20 protein-coding genes are annotated in these 19,594 nt (G+C 72.6%); 6 read left to right on the top strand and 14 right to left on the bottom strand.

Annotated features, from left to right (window positions below):
* Positions 1–32: 32 nt before the first annotated feature.
* From V4Y03_RS26165 to V4Y03_RS26150, 4 genes are all read right to left on the bottom strand, one after another.
* Positions 33–701, bottom strand: coding sequence for an ABC transporter ATP-binding protein (locus V4Y03_RS26165; protein WP_442809456.1), 669 nt, complete (start codon positions 699–701; stop codon positions 33–35).
* Positions 702–946: 245 nt separating this feature from the next.
* Positions 947–1,708: a DUF3710 domain-containing protein gene (locus V4Y03_RS26160; protein WP_317872768.1), complete on the bottom strand. Its 762-nt coding sequence runs from the start codon at positions 1,706–1,708 to the stop codon at positions 947–949.
* Position 1,709: 1 nt separating this feature from the next.
* Complete coding sequence (gene dut, locus V4Y03_RS26155; RefSeq protein WP_056557596.1) at positions 1,710–2,222, bottom strand: dUTP diphosphatase; 513 nt, start codon at positions 2,220–2,222, stop codon at positions 1,710–1,712.
* Entirely contained in the window at positions 2,222–2,806 is a 585-nt protein-coding gene (locus tag V4Y03_RS26150; RefSeq protein WP_317872769.1) for a PaaI family thioesterase, read from the bottom strand. The genes dut and V4Y03_RS26150 overlap by 1 nt, the downstream gene beginning before the upstream one ends.
* A gap of 58 nt (positions 2,807–2,864) precedes the next feature.
* On the opposite strand from V4Y03_RS26150, the gene V4Y03_RS26145 reads away from it, so the two are divergent.
* A complete protein-coding gene (locus V4Y03_RS26145) occupies positions 2,865–3,368 on the top strand; it encodes a DUF3093 domain-containing protein (RefSeq protein WP_317872770.1) in 504 nt (167 codons plus the stop codon).
* A gap of 54 nt (positions 3,369–3,422) precedes the next feature.
* On the opposite strand, the gene V4Y03_RS26140 is transcribed toward V4Y03_RS26145, so the two are convergent.
* The 4 genes from V4Y03_RS26140 to V4Y03_RS26125 form a co-directional block, all read right to left on the bottom strand.
* A complete protein-coding gene (locus V4Y03_RS26140) occupies positions 3,423–4,484 on the bottom strand; it encodes a hypothetical protein (RefSeq protein WP_332436460.1) in 1,062 nt (353 codons plus the stop codon).
* 12 nt (positions 4,485–4,496) lie between these two features.
* Complete coding sequence (locus V4Y03_RS26135) at positions 4,497–4,793, bottom strand: DUF4193 domain-containing protein (protein ID WP_003955561.1); 297 nt, start codon at positions 4,791–4,793, stop codon at positions 4,497–4,499.
* A 395-nt stretch (positions 4,794–5,188) separates the two neighbouring features.
* Positions 5,189–6,427 (bottom strand): sensor histidine kinase, encoded by a 1,239-nt coding sequence (locus V4Y03_RS26130; protein WP_317872772.1) that lies wholly within the window; start codon positions 6,425–6,427, stop codon positions 5,189–5,191.
* A 4-nt stretch (positions 6,428–6,431) separates the two neighbouring features.
* On the bottom strand, positions 6,432–7,085 hold the full coding sequence (locus V4Y03_RS26125) for a response regulator transcription factor (RefSeq protein WP_030146958.1): 654 nt from the start codon (positions 7,083–7,085) through the stop codon (positions 6,432–6,434).
* 374 nt (positions 7,086–7,459) lie between these two features.
* On the opposite strand from V4Y03_RS26125, the gene V4Y03_RS26120 reads away from it, so the two are divergent.
* Positions 7,460–7,633: a hypothetical protein gene (locus V4Y03_RS26120; protein ID WP_317872773.1), complete on the top strand. Its 174-nt coding sequence runs from the start codon at positions 7,460–7,462 to the stop codon at positions 7,631–7,633.
* 203 nt (positions 7,634–7,836) lie between these two features.
* On the opposite strand, the gene V4Y03_RS26115 is transcribed toward V4Y03_RS26120, so the two are convergent.
* Positions 7,837–8,625, bottom strand: coding sequence for an inositol monophosphatase family protein (locus tag V4Y03_RS26115; protein ID WP_317872775.1), 789 nt, complete (start codon positions 8,623–8,625; stop codon positions 7,837–7,839).
* Between the two features lie 81 nt (positions 8,626–8,706).
* On the bottom strand, positions 8,707–9,834 hold the full coding sequence (locus tag V4Y03_RS26110; RefSeq protein WP_332436459.1) for a ferrochelatase: 1,128 nt from the start codon (positions 9,832–9,834) through the stop codon (positions 8,707–8,709).
* Between the two features lie 184 nt (positions 9,835–10,018).
* Between V4Y03_RS26110 and V4Y03_RS26105 the strand changes: the two genes are divergently transcribed.
* Positions 10,019–11,281 (top strand): MFS transporter, encoded by a 1,263-nt coding sequence (locus tag V4Y03_RS26105; protein ID WP_317878564.1) that lies wholly within the window; start codon positions 10,019–10,021, stop codon positions 11,279–11,281.
* Positions 11,220–12,560, top strand: a complete 1,341-nt coding sequence (locus V4Y03_RS26100) for a D-arabinono-1,4-lactone oxidase (RefSeq protein WP_317878563.1) — start codon at positions 11,220–11,222, stop codon at positions 12,558–12,560. The genes V4Y03_RS26105 and V4Y03_RS26100 overlap by 62 nt, the downstream gene beginning before the upstream one ends.
* A 13-nt stretch (positions 12,561–12,573) precedes the next feature.
* Here the strand turns inward: V4Y03_RS26100 and V4Y03_RS26095 are convergent, their stop codons facing one another.
* Positions 12,574–13,521 carry a hypothetical protein gene (locus tag V4Y03_RS26095; protein WP_443079890.1) on the bottom strand — a complete coding sequence of 316 codons (948 nt, stop codon included), beginning with the start codon at positions 13,519–13,521 and terminating at the stop codon, positions 12,574–12,576.
* A gap of 447 nt (positions 13,522–13,968) precedes the next feature.
* Here V4Y03_RS26095 and sepH point away from each other — a divergent pair, with 447 nt between their 5' ends.
* Positions 13,969–15,042: a septation protein SepH gene (gene sepH, locus V4Y03_RS26090; protein ID WP_317874262.1), complete on the top strand. Its 1,074-nt coding sequence runs from the start codon at positions 13,969–13,971 to the stop codon at positions 15,040–15,042.
* 87 nt (positions 15,043–15,129) lie between these two features.
* Here sepH and V4Y03_RS26085 read toward each other — a convergent pair whose 3' ends face one another.
* The gene (locus V4Y03_RS26085; RefSeq protein WP_332436457.1) at positions 15,130–15,957 is read right to left on the bottom strand and encodes a sulfurtransferase; all 828 of its coding nucleotides are present in this window, start codon (positions 15,955–15,957) and stop codon (positions 15,130–15,132) included.
* Positions 15,958–16,130: 173 nt separating this feature from the next.
* Here V4Y03_RS26085 and V4Y03_RS26080 point away from each other — a divergent pair, with 173 nt between their 5' ends.
* Positions 16,131–16,904: a VOC family protein gene (locus V4Y03_RS26080; RefSeq protein ID WP_332436456.1), complete on the top strand. Its 774-nt coding sequence runs from the start codon at positions 16,131–16,133 to the stop codon at positions 16,902–16,904.
* Between the two features lie 123 nt (positions 16,905–17,027).
* Here the strand turns inward: V4Y03_RS26080 and V4Y03_RS26075 are convergent, their stop codons facing one another.
* Both V4Y03_RS26075 and V4Y03_RS26070 read right to left on the bottom strand, forming a co-directional pair.
* On the bottom strand, positions 17,028–18,449 hold the full coding sequence (locus V4Y03_RS26075) for a polysialyltransferase family glycosyltransferase (RefSeq protein ID WP_317874265.1): 1,422 nt from the start codon (positions 18,447–18,449) through the stop codon (positions 17,028–17,030).
* A gap of 3 nt (positions 18,450–18,452) precedes the next feature.
* Positions 18,453–19,418, bottom strand: a complete 966-nt coding sequence (locus V4Y03_RS26070; protein ID WP_332436455.1) for a glycosyltransferase family 2 protein — start codon at positions 19,416–19,418, stop codon at positions 18,453–18,455.
* Positions 19,419–19,594 lie beyond the last annotated feature (176 nt).

Below are 19,594 nucleotides of genomic sequence, written 5' to 3'. Positions count from 1 at the left end.
TGATGTCACCCCGCGGCCCCTCCGCGTGCGGTTCAGTGCTCGATGATCTCGCCGTCGCTGAGTTCCAGGACGCGGTCGGCCAGGCCCAGCAGCTGGGGGTCGTGGGTGGCGACCAGGGCCGTGCAGCCCTCGCTGCGCACCACCGCGCGCAGCAGCTGCATGACGGCGAGGCCGGTCTCCTGGTCCAGCTGGCCCGTCGGCTCGTCGGCTATCAGCAGCGCCGGCTTGTTGGCGAGGGCGCGGGCGATGGCCACCCGCTGCTGCTGGCCACCGGAGAGCTCGCCGGGCCGCTGGGCCGCGTGGTCGGCGAGTCCGACCAGACCGAGCAGCAGGGACACCCGCTCCTCGCGCTCCTTCGGGTCCGCCTTCCGCAGGCGCATGGGCACGCCCACGTTCTCCGCGGCGGAGAGGATGGGGAGCAGTCCGAAGGACTGGAAGATGAAGCCGATCCGGTCGCGGCGCAGCTCCAGGAGTCCGCTCTCGCCGAGCGTGGAGAGGTCGATGCCGTCGATGACGATCGAACCGCCGTCGGCGCTGTCGAGGCCGCCGACGAGGTTCAGCAGCGTCGTCTTGCCGGAACCCGAGCGGCCCTTGAGGGCGACGAGCTCACCGCGCGGGATGTCGAAGGAGACCCCCCGCAGGGCGTGGACGGCGGCTTCGCCCGTGCCGTACGAACGGCGCAGGTTCTCCACTCGGACCATCGGCGGTCCCGCCGGGTCCTCGATGACGGCCGTCGCGGACCTCGTGCTGCTCTCGCTCACGCTGTGCTCCCCCTCCTCGAACATGTGCCCGCCAGTATGGTCCGCGGCCCGGCCCGAGGGCCAGAGCCGGAGGGCGGAACCTGTGGAAAAGGGCCGGTGGGCCGCTTTCCGACCTGTGGAAAACGGCGGTGGGCCGCTTCCCGTACGTGTCGTACGGGAAGCGGCCCACCAGCCGAAGCGTGCGCTCAGCGGATCTCGGAGATCTCCGGACCGCGCTGGAGCTGGCCCATGCCGCCGGAGAAGCGGGAGTTCTCCTGCTCCTCCTGCTGCACACCGTCCGGCACCATCTGCGCGTCGTCCGGCAGCTTGAGGACGATCGGGTCGCGCGGGGCCATCGGGCCCTCGCCGCGGACGACCACGGTGTCCCGGACGATCTGCTCCAGCAGACCGGCCGCCTCGGGCTGGACCGCGCCCTGCCCGGAGATCACTCCGCGCAGGAACCAGCGGGGTCCGTCGACGCCCACGAAGCGGACCAGCTGGACGCCGCGGTTGCCGTCCGGCAGCTGGACGGGGACCTGGGCCCGCAGCTCCCAGCCGAGGGGGCCCTCGACCTCGTCGATGACACCGCCCTGCTGGACGATCCCGGTGGCGATCTCGTCGCGGACCTCGCCCCAGATGCCCTCGTTCTTGGGGGCGGCGAAGGCCTGCAGCTGCACCGCGCTGTCCCGCAGGACGACGGTGGCCGCGACGATCGCGTCGCCCGCCACCTCCACCCGCAGTTCCATACCCTCGACACCGGGCACGAAGACCCCGCCGAGGTCCACACGGCCCTCGTCGGGCTTGGCGACCTCGGTGATGTCCCAGGGTCCGTCGGGCCGGGGCGCCGGCGGAAGGTTCACCCGGCGCGGAGTCGCGTCCGCGTCCTCGCCGTCCACCGCGTCGACGACCTGCTCGGCCTCGCTCGCCGCGTCCTCGGCGGCACCGCTCTTCTTGCGACGTCCGAACACGTCACTGTCCTTCCCGGTCGGATACGACCGAAGCGTATCGATTCCCACCCGTTGTGCCGTCCACGGCGGCATGACCGCCGGTGGACCCGAAGCCCCCCTCGGCCCGCGCCGAGCCGGGAAGCTCCGCCACCTCGTGGAAGCGCACCTTCTCGACCTGTTGGACGACAAGCTGGGCAATCCGGTCGAATCTTTCGAACCGCACGCTCTCGCGCGGGTCGAGATTGACCACGATCACCTTGATCTCTCCACGGTACCCGGCATCCACCGTCCCCGGGGCATTCACGAGCGCCACTCCGCAGCGGGCCGCGAGTCCCGACCTGGGGTGCACGAAGGCCGCGTACCCGTCGGGCAGCGCGATGGAGACCCCGGTGGGCAGCACGGCGCGCTCCCCGGGGGCCAGCTCGACGGCCTCGGTGGTCACCAGGTCCGCCCCGGCGTCACCGGGGTGCCCGTAGGCCGGGATCGGCACCTCAGGGTCCACACGCCGGATCAGTACGTCGACAGGGTTGCGCATCAGGGGTTCACCTCGAAGGCGCGGGCGCGCCGGACCTGGTCGGGGTCGGACATGGCGGCCCGGATCTCCTCCGGGCGGCCGTTGTCGATGAAGTGGTCGACCTTGACCTCGATGAAGAGGGCGTCCGCGCGGACGGCGACGGGCCCCTCGGGCCCGCCGATCCGGCCGACGGCGGTCGAGAAGATCTTGCGGCCGTCCACGGCGGTGACCTCGGCCGCCAGGTGGAGCACGGTGCCCACCGGGACGGGCCGCACGAAGTCGGTCTCCAGGCGGCCGGTCACGGCGATGACCCGCAGCAGCCAGTTCAGGGAGCCGAGGGTCTCGTCGAGCGCGGTGGCGAGCACGCCGCCGTGCGCGAGGCCGGGGGCGCCCTGGTGGTCGGGGGTCACCGTGAACTCGGCGGTGACGGTCACGCCCTCGCCCGCGCGCGCTTCCAGGTGGAGGCCGTGCGATTGCCCGCCGCCGCACCCGAAGCAGTACTCGTAGTGCGCACCGAGCAGCTCGCCGGGGGCCGGCGCGTCGGGGTGGCGTACCGGCGGTATGGCGTCGGCCGGCGGGGTGAGGGGGGCTGATTGTGCAGTCACAGGCGCAGACCTTACCCGCGCGGATGGGCGCTGGTCGCGCCGTGCCAAGCTTGGACGCATGCAGCCTTCCGCACCGTCCCCGGCCCCCTCCCCCGTGCCGTCCGCCGCGCCGCGGTTCGACGAGCGGCTGACGGCGCCCCGCTCGTGGTGGTTCATCGCCGGCCTGCTCGGTCTGTCCGGCGGCCTGATCATGTTCCCGCTGGGCACGGTCCCGATGCTGGGCGGTCTGATCGTGGCGGCGGTGCTCGCGGGGGCGGCGGTCTCCTCGTACGGCTCCGCACGCGTGCGCGTGGTGGCCGGTTCGCTCGTGGCGGGCGACGCGCGGATCCCGGTCTCGGCGCTGGGGGCGGCCGAGGTGCTGGACCCGGAGGAGGCGCGCGCGTGGCGCACCCACAAGGCCGACCCGCGCGCGTTCATGCTGATGCGCAGCTATGTGCCGCGGGCGGTGCGGGTCGAGGTGACGGACCCGGCGGACCCGACTCCTTACGTGTACCTGTCCAGCCGTGAGCCGGAGGCCCTGGTGGCGGCGCTGGACGCCGTACGCGCGGGTTCCGGCGACTGAGGCCCAGCGGATCCGTCCGGGGCCACCGGCCCCGGACGCACGCGTCGCGAGCGCCTAGAAGCCGATTTCCTTCGGGTTCTCGGGCTGTTCCAGCGGGGGCAGCTCCCGGAGGGCGTCCCAGGGGACCTGGCGGCGGCGCAGGTCCTTGCGGATGTGCCCGGCGAGCTTCTTGGTGTCGCGGCGGTTCATGACCGCGCCGACGGCCGCGCCCACCATGAACGGCATGAGGTTCGGCAGGTTGCGCACCATGCGCTTCATGATCTGCTGGCGCAGTTCGCGCTTGAGCTGTCCGCCGAGCGCCGCGTTGACGGTGGTGGGCCGAGTGGGGTCGATGCCCCGCTCCTCGGCCCAGGAGGTCAGATAGGCCGCCGAACGCTGGGGGAGCCGGCCGGGCGGCCGCAGTCCGTAGACCTCGTGCAGTTCGGCGATGAGTTTGAGTTCCACGGCGGCGACGCCGGTGATCTCGGCCGCGAGCTCCGCCGGCATGGCCGGGGGTACGGGGAGCATGGCGGCGGCGCCGACACTCGCACCCACGGTCGAACTCGCGTTCGCCGCGCCGGTGACGAGTTTGTCGGCGAGTTCCTCCGGGCCGAGGCCGGGAAACTGCTTGCGAAGGGTCGCCAGATCGCGGACCGGGATCCGCGGGGCGAGGTCGATCAGCCGGTCGGCGAGATGCCCGAGGCCGGCCTTGGCGCTGTCGCCGCCGCGCTTCACGCCCTGTCGGACGCCCTGCGCGACGCCGCGCCGGACGGCGTCGATCCGGCCGGAGTCGATCTTCATCTTGTCGAGCTGGGCCCGCGCGGGATTGGCGAGGCGACCGACGGCGCCGAAGCGTCCGCCCTGCCGCGCCTCGTCGCGCCGTGCCTCGTCCGGCACGTCGCTCCGCCCCGCTCCGCGCTCCGCCGGCAGCCGGACCGGGTCCGGCCCGGCGGGTGCCTCGAGCGAGGCCGGGAGGCCTCGCTCGTCGTCACGTACGCCGAGGGAGTGCGGGGCGGCGGTGTGCTCGGCTTCGGGGGCCTCCTGGGCACCCTCTGCCGGGCCTGAGCCGCCCTTGTACGTCTTCCGGCTCCCGGGGAGCCGTGGACGCCGCTTCCGGGACGGTGTGTCGCCTGCCACGGCCGTGCGACCTCAGTCGCAGTCGCGGCAGATCGGCTGACCGTTCTTCTCCCTGGCCAGCTGGCTGCGGTGGTGCACGAGGAAGCAGCTCATGCAGGTGAACTCGTCGGCCTGCTTGGGCAGGACCCGGACGGCCAGCTCCTCGTTCGAGAGGTCGGCGCCGGGAAGCTCCAGGCCTTCGGCGGCCTCGAACTCGTCGACGTCGACGGTCGAGGTCGACTTGTCGTTCCGGCGGGCCTTCAGTTCTTCAAGGCTGTCCGAGTCGACGTCGTCGTCGGTCTTGCGTGGGGTGTCGTAATCCGTTGCCATGTCGCTCTCCCCCTCTGGGTGGTTGCGGGTGTCTCAGCGCACGTAACGCGTGAGAGGTCGGACTTGTGCCCGACCTGAGGCGGAGATTTTGCCTCACATCAAGGTCTGTTACTCAATCGACACCCGTCCCGTCCTCTCGCGAGTGATCGGCTTCGGGTGGCGAACCGGACCGTACACGGTCCTGCGGGCGCCGCTCGCAGGCGCCACCCCGTGTACTTCCCGTCAATCCAGGCCCGGGAAACCCGGACTTTTCCTGGTTTTCCGAGGGATTTCTCGGTCACGGAGAGTGGAGATCCGGACACCCTCTCCTGTGATCGATCACACATGAGCGTCTCAGAATCGGGGCCCCGGAATTCCGCGCAAAGCGAACGGAACCGGTCGGCTCATGCAGTCTGTCAGATCGGCAGAGTGACGCGCATCACGAGGCCGCCCCCCTCGCGGGGCTCCGCGATGATACGGCCGCCATGGGCGCGGGCCACGGATCTGGCGATCGACAGGCCGAGACCGACGCCCTTGTCACTGCCGGTCCGCTCCTGCCGGAGCCGCCGGAAGGGCTCGAAGAGGTTGTCGATCTCGTACGCCGGGATCACGGGCCCCGTGTTCGAGACGACCAGGACCGCCTGGCCCTGCTCGGTCCCGGTGGTGACCTCCACCCAGCCTCCCTCCGGCACGTTGTACCGGACAGCGTTCTGGAGCAGGTTCAGCGCGATCCGCTCCAGCAGGACGCCGTTGCCCTGGACGACCGCGGGCTCGCGCTCGCCCCGGATCTCGACCCCCTTGGCCTCCGCCTCGGCGTGGACCTGGTCCACGCCCCGCGAGGCGACCTCGGCGAGGTCGACGGGCTTGCGCTCGACGATCTGGTTGTCGCTCCGGGCGAGCAGCAGCAGGCCCTCGACGAGCTGCTCGCTGCGCTCGTTGGTGGCGAGCAGGGTCTTGCCGAGCTGCTGGAGCTCCATCGGCGCCCCGGGGTCCGAGAGGTGGACCTCCAGGAGGGTGCGGTTGATCGCGAGCGGGGTCCGCAGCTCGTGCGAGGCGTTCGCGACGAACCGCTGCTGGGCGGTGAAGGCCCGCTCCAGGCGCTCCAGCATCTCGTCGAAGGTGTCGGCGAGCTCCTTCAGCTCGTCGTCGGGGCCGTCCAGCTCGATCCGCCGGGACAGGTCGGAGCCGGCCACCTGGCGGGCGGTCCGGGTGATCCGGCCCAGCGGGGAGAGCACCCGTCCCGCCATGGCGTAGCCGAAGGCGAAGGCGATGATGCTCATGCCGAGCAGGGCGAAGAGGGAGCGGCGCAGGAGGTCGTCCAGGGCACGGTCGCTCTGGTGCCGGAGGCAGACGGACACGGCGTCGTTGAGCTGCTCCCCGGTGCCCTGGACGGGCAGCTCGCACCAGGAGGTGGTCGGCTGGACCTTGCCCTGGACGACCTTGAAGGGCAGCTCGGAGACGCTGTCGGTGAGGGCCTGCGCGGTGAACAGGTAGATGATCGAGAGCAGCAGGATGCCCGCGATCAGGAACATCCCGCCGTACAGCAGCGTGAGCCGTATCCGGATGGTCGGGCGCAGCAGCGGGCGGACCGGGTCCCTGGGGTCCCAGGTCGGTTTCGGGGGCGCCTGGGGATGAGGCGCGGGGGTGGTGGCCATCGGGTCAGATCCGGTACCCGGAGCCGGGGACCGTGACGATGACCGGCGGCTCGCCCAGCTTGCGGCGCAGGGTCATCACGGTGACCCGTACGACGTTGGTGAACGGGTCGGTGTTCTCGTCCCAGGCCTTCTCCAGGAGCTGCTCGGCGGAGACGACGGCGCCCTCGCTGCGCATGAGGACCTCAAGGACGGCGAACTCCTTCGGCGCGAGCTGGACCTCCTTGCCCTCGCGGAAGACCTCGCGGCGGTTCGGGTCGAGCTTGATGCCTGCGCGCTCCAGGACGGGCGGCAGCGGCACGCTCGTACGGCGGCCGAGGGCCCGCACGCGCGCGGTGAGCTCGGTGAAGGCGAAGGGCTTGGGGAGGTAGTCGTCCGCGCCGAGCTCCAGGCCCTCGACGCGGTCGCTGACGTCGCCGGAGGCGGTGAGCATCAGGACGCGGGTGGGCATGCCCAGCTCCACGATCTTGCGGCAGACGTCGTCACCGTGGACGAGGGGAAGGTCGCGGTCGAGGACGACCACGTCGTAGTCGTTCACCCCGACCCGCTCCAGGGCCGCGGCGCCGTCGTACACGACGTCGACGGCCATGGCCTCCCGGCGCAGTCCGGTGGCCACCGCATCGGCGAGCAGCTGCTCGTCCTCGACGACGAGTACGCGCACGTCGTACATCCTTCCCATTGAGCTGCGGTCCCGAGGGGGACCGGCTGAAACCTGAGCACTGACTGTGCGTGTCCATCCTGCCCCGTACGCGCGTAAACCGGCTGTAAGGCGGCGGTGCGGGGCCCGCCGGCGGGCGGTGGACGACAAGGGCACGCACGGGGGGCGCGTGGCCGGTCCCGAAGAATTCACCGGATTTCCGGGCCAGTTGAGGTTTCTCTGAGGAAGGGCTTGGGGAGGACGACTGCACACCCCGTGATCACGCCCTGTATGTGGCGCGCCACATACCGCTCTCTGTCCCCCAGAGACCGCAGCGTGTGATCCACCCACCCTCGGCACACCACCGTGCCACCGGACCCATGACGAGGGGGCGCACGATGGACGCTTTCACCGCAGGACTGCTGCACCGCATCAGGACCACGCAGACGGACCTCACGCGGGCTCGTGAGACGGGCGACGACTACTTGGCGGAGGTCGAGCAGGCGGAGCTGGAGGACCTGCACCGGCTGGCCGCCGAGCACGGCGTGGAGGTAGCCGCGCCGGGTCTCTGACCCCGAACCCGTTTCCCGAACCCGATCCCGCACGCGTGCGAGGGCCCCGGCGCCGTCTCCCGGCTCCGGGGCCCTCGCGCGTCCGTCACCGGGCCGCTAGGGGTGCCGTCAGGCTCCCGCCTGCCCGGCGCGCCGAGAGCACGCACCGGACGCCGCGGGGCCGCCCTTCGGGCAGGGCGACGACGGGAGTTCGACGACAGGCTCTAGTCGTGCCAGGCGCCCAGTTCCTCCAGGAGGCCCTGGAGGGGTGCGAAGAGGCCCGGCGAGGCCGCCAGGGTCAGTTCTCCCGACTCCGGCTCCCCCGGGCGGCCTCCGGTCAGGGCGCCCGCCTCGCGGGCGATCAGGGCGCCTGCGGCGAGGTCCCAGGGGTTGAGGCCGCGCTCGTAGTAGGCGTCGAGCCGCCCCGCCGCGACGTCGCAGAGGTCGATGGCGGCCGAGCCGCCCCGGCGGATGTCGCGGACGCGCGGGATCACCCGCTGGACGATGTCCGCCTGGTGGGCACGCCGGGCCCGGAGGTATCCGAAGCCCGTGCCGAGGAGGGCCTCGTCGAGGACGGGCGAGGGCCGGACGGCGAGGCGCCGGTCCCCCGCGTACGCGCCGCCGCCGAGGACCGCCCGGTACGTCTCGCCGCGCATCGGGGCCTCCACGACGCCGACGACGGTCTCGCCGTCGCGTTCGGCGGCGATCGAGACGGCCCAGGTGGGCAGGCCGTACAGGTAGTTCACGGTGCCGTCGAGCGGGTCGATGACCCAGCGGACACCGCTGGTGCCGGGGCTCGAAGCGCCCTCCTCCCCGAGGAAGCCGTCCGCCGGGCGGTGCTCGGCGAGGAAGCCGGTGATCAGCTCCTCGGCGGCGATGTCCATCTCGGTGACCACGTCGACGGCGCTCGACTTGGTCCTGGCCACGGCGAGGTCCTCGGGCCTGCCGTCGCGCAGCAGCGCTCCGGCGCGGCGCGCGGCCTCCAGGGCGAGGCCGAGCAGTTCGGCGAGCAGCGGATCGGCGGAACTCGGGGCGGTGGAGCTCGGGTCGGTGGGACGCGGGTCCGTCGGGAGCGGGTCGGTCACAAGGTCTCCTCAGGCGTACGGGCTGTCGGCGCCGGCCGCGGCGGGGCGCTCCGCCCTGGCCGGGCAGCAGCCGATCGGGCACAGGTCGTGGGAGGGGCCGAGGGCGCCGAGCGCGCACCGCTCGGCCCGGGTCCCGCGCTCGGCCGAGGCCCGCTCCAGGACGAGTTCGCGGACGGCGGCGGCGAAGCGCGGGTCGGCGCCGACGGTCGCGGAACGGCGGACGGGCAGCCCCAGTTCGGCGGCCTTGGCCGTGGCCTCGGTGTCGAGGTCGTAGAGGACCTCCATGTGGTCGGAGACGAAGCCGATCGGGACCATGACGGCCGCGGGGACGCCCGCGCCGTGCAGCTCCTCCAGGTGCTCGCAGATGTCGGGCTCCAGCCACGGGATGTGGGGGGCGCCGCTGCGGGACTGGTAGACGAGCTTCCAGGGGTGGTCGGTCCCGGTGGCCTCGGTGACCGCCTGGGCGATCACCCGTGCCACGTCGAGGTGCTGGCGGACGTAGGCCCCGCCCTCGCCGTGCTCGGTGACCGGTCCGGAGGTGTCGGCGGCGGATTCGGGGATGGAGTGGGTGGTGAAGGCGAGGTGGGCCCCGTCGCGGACGGACGGGTCGAGCTCGTCGAGGGCGGCGAGGACGCCCTCGATCATGGGCTCGACGAAGCCGGGGTGGTTGAAGTAGTGCCGGAGCTTGTCGACCCGGGGCAGCGGGAGGCCCTCCGCCTCCAGGGTGGCGAGCGCGTCGGCGAGGTTCTCGCGGTACTGGCGGCAGCCGGAGTAGGAGGCGTACGCGCTGGTGGCGAGGACGGCGATGTGGCGCCGGCCGTCGGTGATCATCTCGCGGAGGGTGTCGGTGAGGTACGGGGCCCAGTTCCGGTTCCCCCAGTAGACCGGCAGACCGAGGCCGGACTCCGCGAAGTCCGTGCGGAGCGTTCCGAGGAGCGCGCGGTTCTGGTCGTTGATCGGGGAGACGCCGCCGAAGAGGAAGTAGTGCTGCCCCACTTCCTTGAGCCGTTCCTTCGGGATGCCGCGGCCGCGGGTCACGTTCTCCAGGAACGGGACCACGTCGTCCGGGCCCTCGGGGCCGCCGAAGGAGAGCAGCAGCAGGGCGTCGTACGGGGCGGGATCGTGCTGATCGGACATGGCACCGATCCTGCCACCCGCCGCTGACGGCGAACGGCGCGGCCCGTCCGGCCGCGCGTCCGAAAATGGGGATGACCCATCCAGTTCAAACCCGTAGGCTTTAGCTGTTAATTACACGTGCGGACGCCCGCTCCGGGCGCCCGCACGGAAGCCGCGCCCCCCACGCGGAGATCCGGAGACCCCCTTGCCCAGTCCCTACCGCGCGATCTTCGAGGCGCCCGGCACCACCCTGTTCTCCGTCGCCGGACTCCTCGGCCGGATGCCCCTGTCCATGATGGGCATCGGCATCGTGACGATGATCTCCCAGGTCACCGGCCGGTACGGGCTGGCCGGCGCCCTCTCCGCGACGCTCGCGGCGTCCGCGGCGGTGCTCGGCCCGATGGTCTCCCGGCTGGTCGACCAGTACGGGCAGCGCAGGGTCCTCCGGCCGTTCACCCTGGTCTCGCTCGCGGCGGCGGCCGGACTCCTGCTCTGCGTACAGCAGGACGCCCCCGACTGGACGTTCTTCGTCTTCACGGCCCTCATCGGCTGTGTCCCGAGCGTCGGGGCGATGACCCGCTCCCGCTGGGCCGCGATCTACCGGGGCGACGGGCGACGGCTGCACACCGCGTACTCCTGGGAGTCGATCGTCGACGAGGTCTGCTTCGTCTTCGGCCCGATCCTCTCGATCGGCCTGTCCACGACCTGGTTCCCCGAGGCCGGCCCGCTGTTCGCCGGGATGTTCCTGGCCGTCGGCGTCTTCTGGCTGACCTCGCAGCGCGCCACCGAACCGGCCCCCCATCCCCGGGACGGCGGGCCGCGCACTTCCGCGCTCCGCTCCCCCGGACTCCAGGTGCTGGCCCTGGCCTTCGTCGCCACCGGAGCCATCTTCGGCTCGATCGACGTGGTGACCGTGGCGTTCGCCGAGGAGCAGGGAACGAAGGCCGCCGCCAGTCTCGTTCTGGCCGTCTACGCGCTGGGTTCCGGCCTGGCCGGCGCCGTGTTCGGGCTCCTCCACCTCAAGGGCGAGCCGTCGCGCAGGTGGCTCCTGGGCATCTGCGCGATGGCCGTGAGTATGATCCCCCTCCTACTGGCCGGGAACTTGCCGTTGCTGGCCGTGGCGCTCTTTGTCGCGGGCCTGTCCATCGCACCGACGATGGTGACCACCATGGCCCTCGTCGAAGCGCATGTACCGCGCACCAAGCTGACCGAGGGCATGACCTGGACGGGTACCGGGCTCGCGGTCGGCGTGGCGCTCGGCTCCTCGGCCGCCGGCATGGTGGTCGACGCGTCGGGGGCCGAGGCGGGGTACGTGGTGCCCGTCGTCTCGGGTGCGCTCGCGGTCGCGGTGGGGCTTCTCGGACACCGCCGGCTGCGCAGGCCGGCACCGAACCGGGAGGGGCAGCGTGAGCGGGACGACAACAGCGGGGTCGGGCAGCACCAGGACGGCGGACAGCACGTGGCGTAACTGGGCGGGGAACGTCACCTCCCGCCCCGTGCGGGAGGTGAGTCCGGCCTCGGCCGAGGAGCTCGCCGAGGCGGTACGCCGGGCGGCCCGGGACGGTCTGCGGGTGAAGACGGTCGGCACCGGCCACTCCTTCACCTCGATCGCGGCCACCGACGGCGTCCTGATCCGGCCGGGCCTGCTGACCGGCATCCGGCGGATCGACCGCGAGGCGATGACCGTCACGGTCGAGTCGGGCACCCCGCTCAAGCGGCTCAACGTGGCACTGGCCCGCGAGGGCCTGTCGCTCACGAACATGGGCGACATCATGGAGCAGACCGTCGCCGGGGCCACCTCCACGGGCACCCACGGCACGGGCCGGGAGTCGGCCTCCATAGCCGCGCAGATCCGCGAACTGGAGCTGGTGACGGCCTCGGGCGAGCTGATGACCTGTTCGGAGAAGGAGAATCCGGAGGTCTTCGCGGCCGCCCGGATCGGGCTCGGCGCCCTCGGCGTGGTCACCGCCATCACCTTCGCGGTGGAGCCGGTCTTCCTGCTCACCGCGCGCGAGGAGCCGATGACCTTCGACCGGGTCACCTCGGAGTTCGACGCGCTGCACGCGGAGAACGAGCACTTCGAGTTCTACTGGTTCCCCCACACGGACAACTGCAACACCAAGCGCAACAACCGCAGCGCGGGCCCCGCCGCGCCCCCCGGCCGGATCGGCGGCTGGATCGACGACGAACTCCTCTCCAACGGCCTCTTCCAGGTGGCCTGCTCGCTCGGCCGGGCCGTGCCGCCCGTCATCCCCTCGATCGCCAAGGTCTCCAGCCGGGCCCTGTCGGCCCGTACGTACACCGACATCCCGTACAAGGTCTTCACCTCGCCGCGCCGCGTCCGCTTCCTGGAGATGGAGTACGCGCTTCCGCGTGAGGCGGCGGTCGCCGCGCTGCGCGAGCTCAAGGCGATGGTCGACGGCTCGCCGCTCAAGGTGAGCTTCCCGGTGGAGGTACGGACCGCCCCGGCGGACGACATCGCGCTGTCCACGGCCTCGGGCCGGGAGACCGCGTACATCGCCGTCCACCTCTACAAGGGAACGCCCCACCACGCGTACTTCACCGCGGTGGAGCGCATCATGACGGCGCACGGGGGCCGCCCCCACTGGGGCAAGGTGCACACCCGCGACGCCGCCTACTTCTCCGAGGTCTACCCGCGCTTCGCCGAGTTCACGGCGCTGCGCGACCGGCTCGACCCGGACCGGCTCTTCGCCAACGACTACCTGCGGCGCGTCCTCGGCGACTGACGGCCGCGCGCGGTCACTCGGCCACCGGGTCGGCTCCGGCTCCGGCTCCCGCCGGGGCCGGGTTCGCCGGGTCCGCCGGGGCCTCCGGCGCACCGGTGGCCGGTCCCCCGGTCGGGGCGGTCGGCTCCGTCGTGGGGCCGGTCGTCGGGCCGGTCGGCGTCGGTGCCGGCGCGGTCGTCGACCCGCCGTCGGCCGAGCCGGAGGGGGTCGGCTCCGGCGGGGGCGTGGCGGTGCCGTCCCGGCCGGCACCCGGGTCGCCCGGGGTCCGGGTGCTCCCGGTCCGCGGCGCGTCGGTGCCGGAGCCGTCGGCCGATCCGGTCGGCGCGGGCGTGGGGTCCTCGTCCCCGCCGGGGGCGTTCTGTCCGGTGCTCCCGCCGCCCCGGACGACGGACCCGAAGGTGGTCGTCCCCTGGGTCCCGCTGAAGTCCTGGCCGGAGACCAGTTCGTACGCGGTGATGCCGCCCATGGTCACGCCGAAGACGAGCGCGGCGGCGATCGCCGGGCGCTTCCAGCCCCGGACCCGGGTGCCGTGGGTGGTCGCCGTGCCGAACTCCTCGTCCGCCGGGACCGGCGCCGGGACCGTACCGAGCATCAGGGTGCGGTCGGCCGGCGGCCCCGGTGCGAGCGGCACCTGGCGGGCCTTCGGCTTGGCGGCTGCGGTCGCGTCGCGCATCTGCTCGCCGGTGCGGCGGAAGAGGTGCTGGAAGAGCGGGCCGCCGCAGGTGGCGATGACACTGATCACACCGGCGCCCAGGATCGTGCCGTACACACCGAGGGTGGAGGCCAGCTTGGCGGCGATGACGGCGGCCAGGGCGCTGCCGGAGACCTGGGCGATGCTCAGGTCGATCCGCCGCCTGCCGCCCTCCTTCTCCTCGCGCGCCTCAGGCGCGTCTCGTGGCTGCCATGCACCTTGCCTCTCCGGCTCGTCCGTGTCGGTATTCGGCCTGTGACGCATCTCCAGCCCCTGACGGTTCATCCGTTCGCCTTGCACCCAGAAGGGACAAATGGGCGAAGAGAATAGTTCCGTTTCTGCTGTTTCTGTGAAGAGCGACACGTACGGGGGGAGATCGCGGACACTCAACTCCCGTACCGCCCGAGAAGTTGGGCGGCGCGCCGGTCCACCCCGGTGGCCCGAATGGAGTACATTGACGAACCCTGGGTCCGGACGCCTTCACGGGTGCCCCGGATCGAGGGGCGGGAGCCGGAGACGGCACTCGAACCGGCGGCGCCGAGGCACCGCACGGAAGTCGGACGCACAGAGTGACCGCCTGTCACTCCGCGTAGCCGTCCGGTAACCGTGCCATAACGGCGTTCCAGGGTCCACGCCCGACACGCCGGGCAACTCGGCAAGGTAGTGGCAGGCTGCACCCGGGCAGGCCACACTCGACTAGCGGAAGCAGCGACGCACGTGACGTCGGCAGGCACCACCCGGGAGGTCCCCATGCCCGAACTGCGTGTCGTGGCCGTCTCCAACGACGGCACACGACTGGTGCTGAAGGCTGCTGACAGCACGGAGTACACACTTCCGATCGACGAGCGGCTGCGCGCCGCCGTGCGCAACGACCGCGCGCGCCTCGGCCAGATCGAGATCGAGGTGGAGAGCCACCTCCGCCCCCGTGACATCCAGGCGCGGATACGAGCCGGTGCCTCCGCCGAGGAGGTCGCCCAGCTCGCCGGCATCCCCGTCGACCGCGTACGCCGCTTCGAGGGCCCCGTGCTCGCGGAGCGCGCCTTCATGGCCGAGCGGGCCCGCAAGACCCCGGTCCGCAGGCCCGGCGAGAACAGCGGCCCCCAGCTCGGCGAGGCGGTGCAGGAGCGCCTGCTGCTGCGCGGCGCCGAGAAGGACACCGTCCAGTGGGACTCCTGGCGGCGGGACGACGGCACCTGGGAGGTGCTGCTCGTCTACCGCGTCGCGGGCGAGGTCCACACCGCCAGCTGGACGTACGACCCGCCCCGGCGGCTCGTCCAGGCCGTGGACGACGAGGCCCGTGCGCTGATCGGCGAGACCGACGACACGATCGCCGCCCCGCCGGAGCCGAGCTTTCCGTTCGTGCCGCGCATCGCCCGGCTGCCCCGGGACAGGCCGCTCGACCGCGCCCTGGACCGCCAGCTCGACCACCGGCAGCTGGAGCGGGCCTCCGCTTCCGCCTCGGTCGAGCCCGAGGAGGAGCGGGACTCGCTCACCAGCCTGCTGGAGGCCGTACCGAGCTTCCGCGGCGACATGATCGTGCCCGAACCCACGGATACGGAGCCGGGCGAGGAGGCCGAGGCGGAGGAACCGCCGGCGACGGCCGCTTCGGCGGGTGCCGGATCCGCGTACGCCGATGTCCTGATGCCGCGCGCCGTCTCGGGGCACCGGGACCGGCTCACCGGCACCACGGACCGCCAGGCCGAGGCGGACGGCGTCCGTCCGGGCCGCCGGGCGGCGGTCCCCAGCTGGGACGAGATCGTCTTCGGCACGCGCAGGAAGAAGCAGGACTGACGGAACGGAGCACGGCTACGGCCGTGGCCGTACGGGAACGGGGCCCGCGCCGAACCGGTGCGGGCCCCGTTCCCGTACGTAAGTCCGCTACTGCGGGTCCGGGCCCGTGGCCACCGGGCGGGCGGGGTCGGCCGACCACTCCGACCAGGATCCGGCGTAGAGGGCGGCCGGGATGCCGGCGACCTCCAGGGCCAGGACCTCATGGGCGCCGGAGACTCCCGAGCCGCAGTAGACCGCGACCGGGGTCCCCTCGGCCGCGCCGAGGGCCCTGAAACGGTCCCGCAGGGTGCCGGCGCCCAGGAGACGTCCCTCCGCGTCGACGTTCTCGGTCGTCGGCGCCGAGACCGCGCCCGGGATGTGCCCGCCGACCCGGTCGATGGGCTCCACGTCCCCCCGGTAGCGCTCGGCCGCCCGCGCGTCGAGCAGCAGCCCCGAACGGGCGAACGCCGCCGCGCCGTCCGCGTCCAGCAGGCCCAGGGCGCCAGGCTCCGGCCGGAAGTCGCCGGGCTCCGGCGTCGGGACCTTCTCCGTGAGCTCCCCGGTCCAGGCCGCGAGGCCCCCGTCGAGCACCCGGACGTCCCGGTGGCCCGCCCAGCGCAGCAGCCACCAGGCACGGGCCGCGGCCCAGCCGAGGCCACCGTCGTAGACGACGACCGGGGTGTCCGCCGACACCCCGGCACGGCGCATCACGGCACCGAAGGCCGTCGGGTCGGGCAGCGGGTGGCGCCCACCGCCGCCGGGCGGCCCCGCGAGGTCCGTGTCCAGGTCGACGTAGACCGCTCCGGGCAGGTGCCCGGCCTCGTACGCCGGTCGTCCGGGCGGGCCGCCCAGCGTCCAGCGGACGTCCAGGAGGACCGGCGGCCGGGCCCCGGCCGACTCGCTCAGCAGTTCGCTTGCGGAGATGATGGGCTTCATGGGTGCCATCCTCGCGCAGCCGCACGGCCGCGGACGAGGAACCCGGCGTCCGCCCCGCGTCAGCACGACGCGATCGCGCCACTCTTTGGTGCGACCGGGGCGCGCCGCGGCCCCGTCGGTGACACCATGCGGACGGGACACGGCCACGACGATGGTCCGAGGAGAGAGTCACGATGACCGAGGCGACTCGGCGCACACCCGGCACACCCTGTTGGGTGAGCCTGATGGTGCACGGGCTTGACGCCACCCAGGAGTTCTACAACGCGCTCTTCGACTGGGAGTTCGTTCCCGGTCCACAGCACCTGGGGCCGTATGTGCGCGCGCTGCTCGACGGCCGGGAGGTGGCGGGCATCGGCCAGCTGCCGCCCGACAGGCACCTGCGGATCGCCTGGACGCCGTACCTGGCCACCGCCGACGCCGACGAGACCGCCGAGAGCATCCGCTGCTGCGGCGGCACCGTGGCGGTGGGCCCGCTCGACGCGGGCGAGGCCGGCCGGATGGCGATCTGCTCCGACCCCGTCGGCGCGGTCTTCGGCATCTGGGAGGCGGACGCGCACCACGGCACGGCGGCGGCCGGACCGCCGGGAACCCCGGTGTGGAACGAGCTGCTGACGTACGAGGCGTCCTCGGTCGGCAAGTTCTACCGGACGGTCTTCGGCTACGAGGTGGAGCCGGTCGACTCCGCCGACGACGACTACGCGACGCTGCGGGTGGGCGGGGACCCGGTGGCCTCGCTGCACGGCCTCGGCAACGAGCTGCCGCGCGACCGGGGCCCGCACTGGATGACGTACTTCGAGGTCGCGGACGTGGACGCGGCGGCGGGGCTCGCCGCGGAACTCGGCGGCCAGGTGCTGCGCCCGCCGCACGACGCCAGGGCGGGACGGCTGGCCCTGGTGGCCGACCCGGAGGGCGCGGTCTTCAGCCTGGTCCGGTCGGCCGGGCCGTGATGCACAGGCCGTGATGGGTAGGCCTGATGCGTAGGGCCGTGATGCGTAGGGCCGTGATGCGTAGTACGGGCTGACGCGGCCGGTTGCGCCGACCGCGGCGGCCCGTACTCCGTCCCGGTCCGCTCAGCCCCGCCGTGACCGTACGAGCGTCCTGCGGAGGCGGGCTGCCGTGCCGCCCCGGGCCGGGGCCGGCGATCCGCCCGGCAGACCCAGCTCGGCGAGCCGTTCGGCGGTGAAGTGGTGCGCCGTGCCCGGCTCCGCGTGGTGCGCGGCGAGGAAGCGGGCGGCCTCCTCGCGCAGGCCCGGGTGGATCTTGTGCCGCATGCAGTAGCCGACGGCGCGGACCAGGGGCGTGAGCGAGTCCGGCGCGGGTCCGGGGAGCCTCGGCGCCTCGCCCCGCTCCAGGTCGGGGAGGAGGTGGTCGACGACGGTGAGCGGGATGCGGTTGCTGTTCTCGAAGGGGGTGAGCCGTTCGAGGACCTCGGCCGTGCCCACGCGCGCGACGGGGATGCCGTAGTAGACGGCGGCGGTGAGCATCGCCGTGGAGAAGCAGCCGACTACGAGCCGGGGCGCGCACCGCTCGTAGAAGGTCTCGGCGAGCAGCGGCCCGTCGAGGACGGTGAGCCGTACGCCGGACCGCTCCGCCTCCTCCTGGAGGGCCTGGGAGTAGCTGGGGGGCGCGGTCGGGTGGGGCTTGAAGACCACCGAGCGGTGTCCGTCGGCGGCTGCCCCGCGCAGCATCCGCACGTGCAGGTCCTCCTCCTCCTCGGCGGTGAGGAGGCCGAGGGCGGCGAGGTACTGGCCGAGCAGGAGGGCGGTGGGTCCGGCGGCGGCCACGCGCGCGATGTCCGGGTCGTCGGCCGCCGCCTCGGCGATCTCGGTGAGGACCGCGCGGAAGGCGTCGTCGGGGACGAGCTCGGGCTCCACCCCGTACTCGCTCAGGAGGAGGGGCCGGAGCCCCGGCACCAGGTCGAGGTGGAGGACGCGCCGGACGCGGCAGGCGATCGACTGCGCCAGGTCGTTGCGGGTCGGGCCGTAGCTCATGAGGCCGTCCGCGTAGACGTGGAGGGCGCTCTCGGGGAAGGTGCCGGCCAGGGCCTTGGCCGGGTTCACCTGGATGGATTCGACGACCAGCTCCACCGGGGCGCCGCCCAGGTCCCAGGCGGTGCGCAGGACGCGCTGCCAGAGCGGTGCCTCCTCGGGGCGGGGGGCCCAGGCGCCGGGGTGGTACGGGTGGATCGTCTCGTTCCAGTCGAGGGTGCCGTCGAAGCGGGCGGCGATCCGCTCGTAGCCGGTCATGGTCTCCAGGCGCAGCGCGGTCTCCGGGATCTCGGCGTTGTGCGAGATCAGCAGGAGCCGGCGGGCGTCCTCGCGGGGGCCGAACTGTCCGGCGTCGAGGGCTGCCGCGAGGGTGGCCGCGCCGTACAGGGTGGAGACCTGGAAGATCTGGACCGGCCGCTGGTCGGGGACGGGGGCGGGCGCCGGGGCCTCGTCGGAGGCGGAGGAGGACGCGGGGCCGGCGGAGGCGGCGGGGGCGGAGGCCATGGGTCAGGCGGTCCTTCCGGTGTCGCGCAGGCTCCGGAGGAGGGTGCTGCGGGGGGTGTCCATGGTGGCCAGGGTCTCGTCGAGGACCTGCTGCGGCATCCGGTGCAGCGCGTCGCCGACATCGGCGCGGAGCCGCTTGGCGACGGCGGGCTCGTACTTCTCGACCTTGCCCAGGTGGAAGGCGATCATCGCGCAGTACGTGCGGACCGCCTTCGGGAGGAACCGGTCCGCCTCCGCGTCCCGGGAGACCTCGTCGAGCAGGAGGTCGTACGACGGAATGAAGTCGAGCTGCCGGTTGTCGGTGATCTGGGTGAGCGAGGTCGTGACCCCGCGCCGGTAGAAGACACCGTGCAGGGAGAGCGCCGCGAAGGTACGGGCCTTGAGGTGGAGCCGCCAGATCCAGAGGCGGTCCTCGGCCGTTCTGAGGGAGGTCTCGAAACGCGAGGCGCCGTTCTCGAAGAGCCGGGCACTGTAAATACCGAAGGGGACGAACGGATAGTCCACCATCGTCACCATGCTGGCGGGTGAGATTCCGTCTCTGGGGTCCATGACGGTGTCGCGGCGCTTGGCGGGGGCGTAGCGGATCTGCCGCTTCCGGCCCTCCGAGAGGACGTGGTCGGTCCGGGCGAAATCGCAGCCCAGACGGTCGATTCCGGCGACGGTGGCGCTCAGGTGGCCGGGTGCGTACCAGTCGTCGCCGTCGAGGAAGGTGACGTAGTCCCCGCGTGCGGCATCGATTCCGGTGTTACGCGCCTGGGCGACGCCGCTGTTCGTCTCGTGCCGGATGACGGTGGAATTCGGCAGACGGTCGCGCCAGCGGTCGAGGATTTCCGGGGTGTCGTCCGTCGAGCAGTCGTCGATCAGCAGGAACTCGAATTCCGGATCCGCGTTGTTCGCGAGACTGCGCAGGGTGTCGGGAGCGTATGCCCCGACATTGTGGAACGGTACGACGACGGACAGTTTCGGCACTCGAAATCCCCAACTGAATCGAACAATTAAACGCCGCTACGGCGGGCAGAGTAACGCTCCACTTTTCCGGGCGAACGATCCGTGCGTGCACTCCGGGTGAACTCTTGTCGTCCCCTGCGGAAAGTCCGTGCGGAAGCCTGTGCGGAAGCCCGCGCGGAAGCCCGTCCGGAAGTCGC

The organism is Streptomyces sp. P9-A4, from assembly GCF_036634195.1.
Lineage (GTDB): Bacteria > Actinomycetota > Actinomycetes > Streptomycetales > Streptomycetaceae > Streptomyces.
The sequence above is the reverse complement of the archived record's forward strand: the minus strand, read 5'-3'. Positions and strand labels throughout refer to the sequence as shown.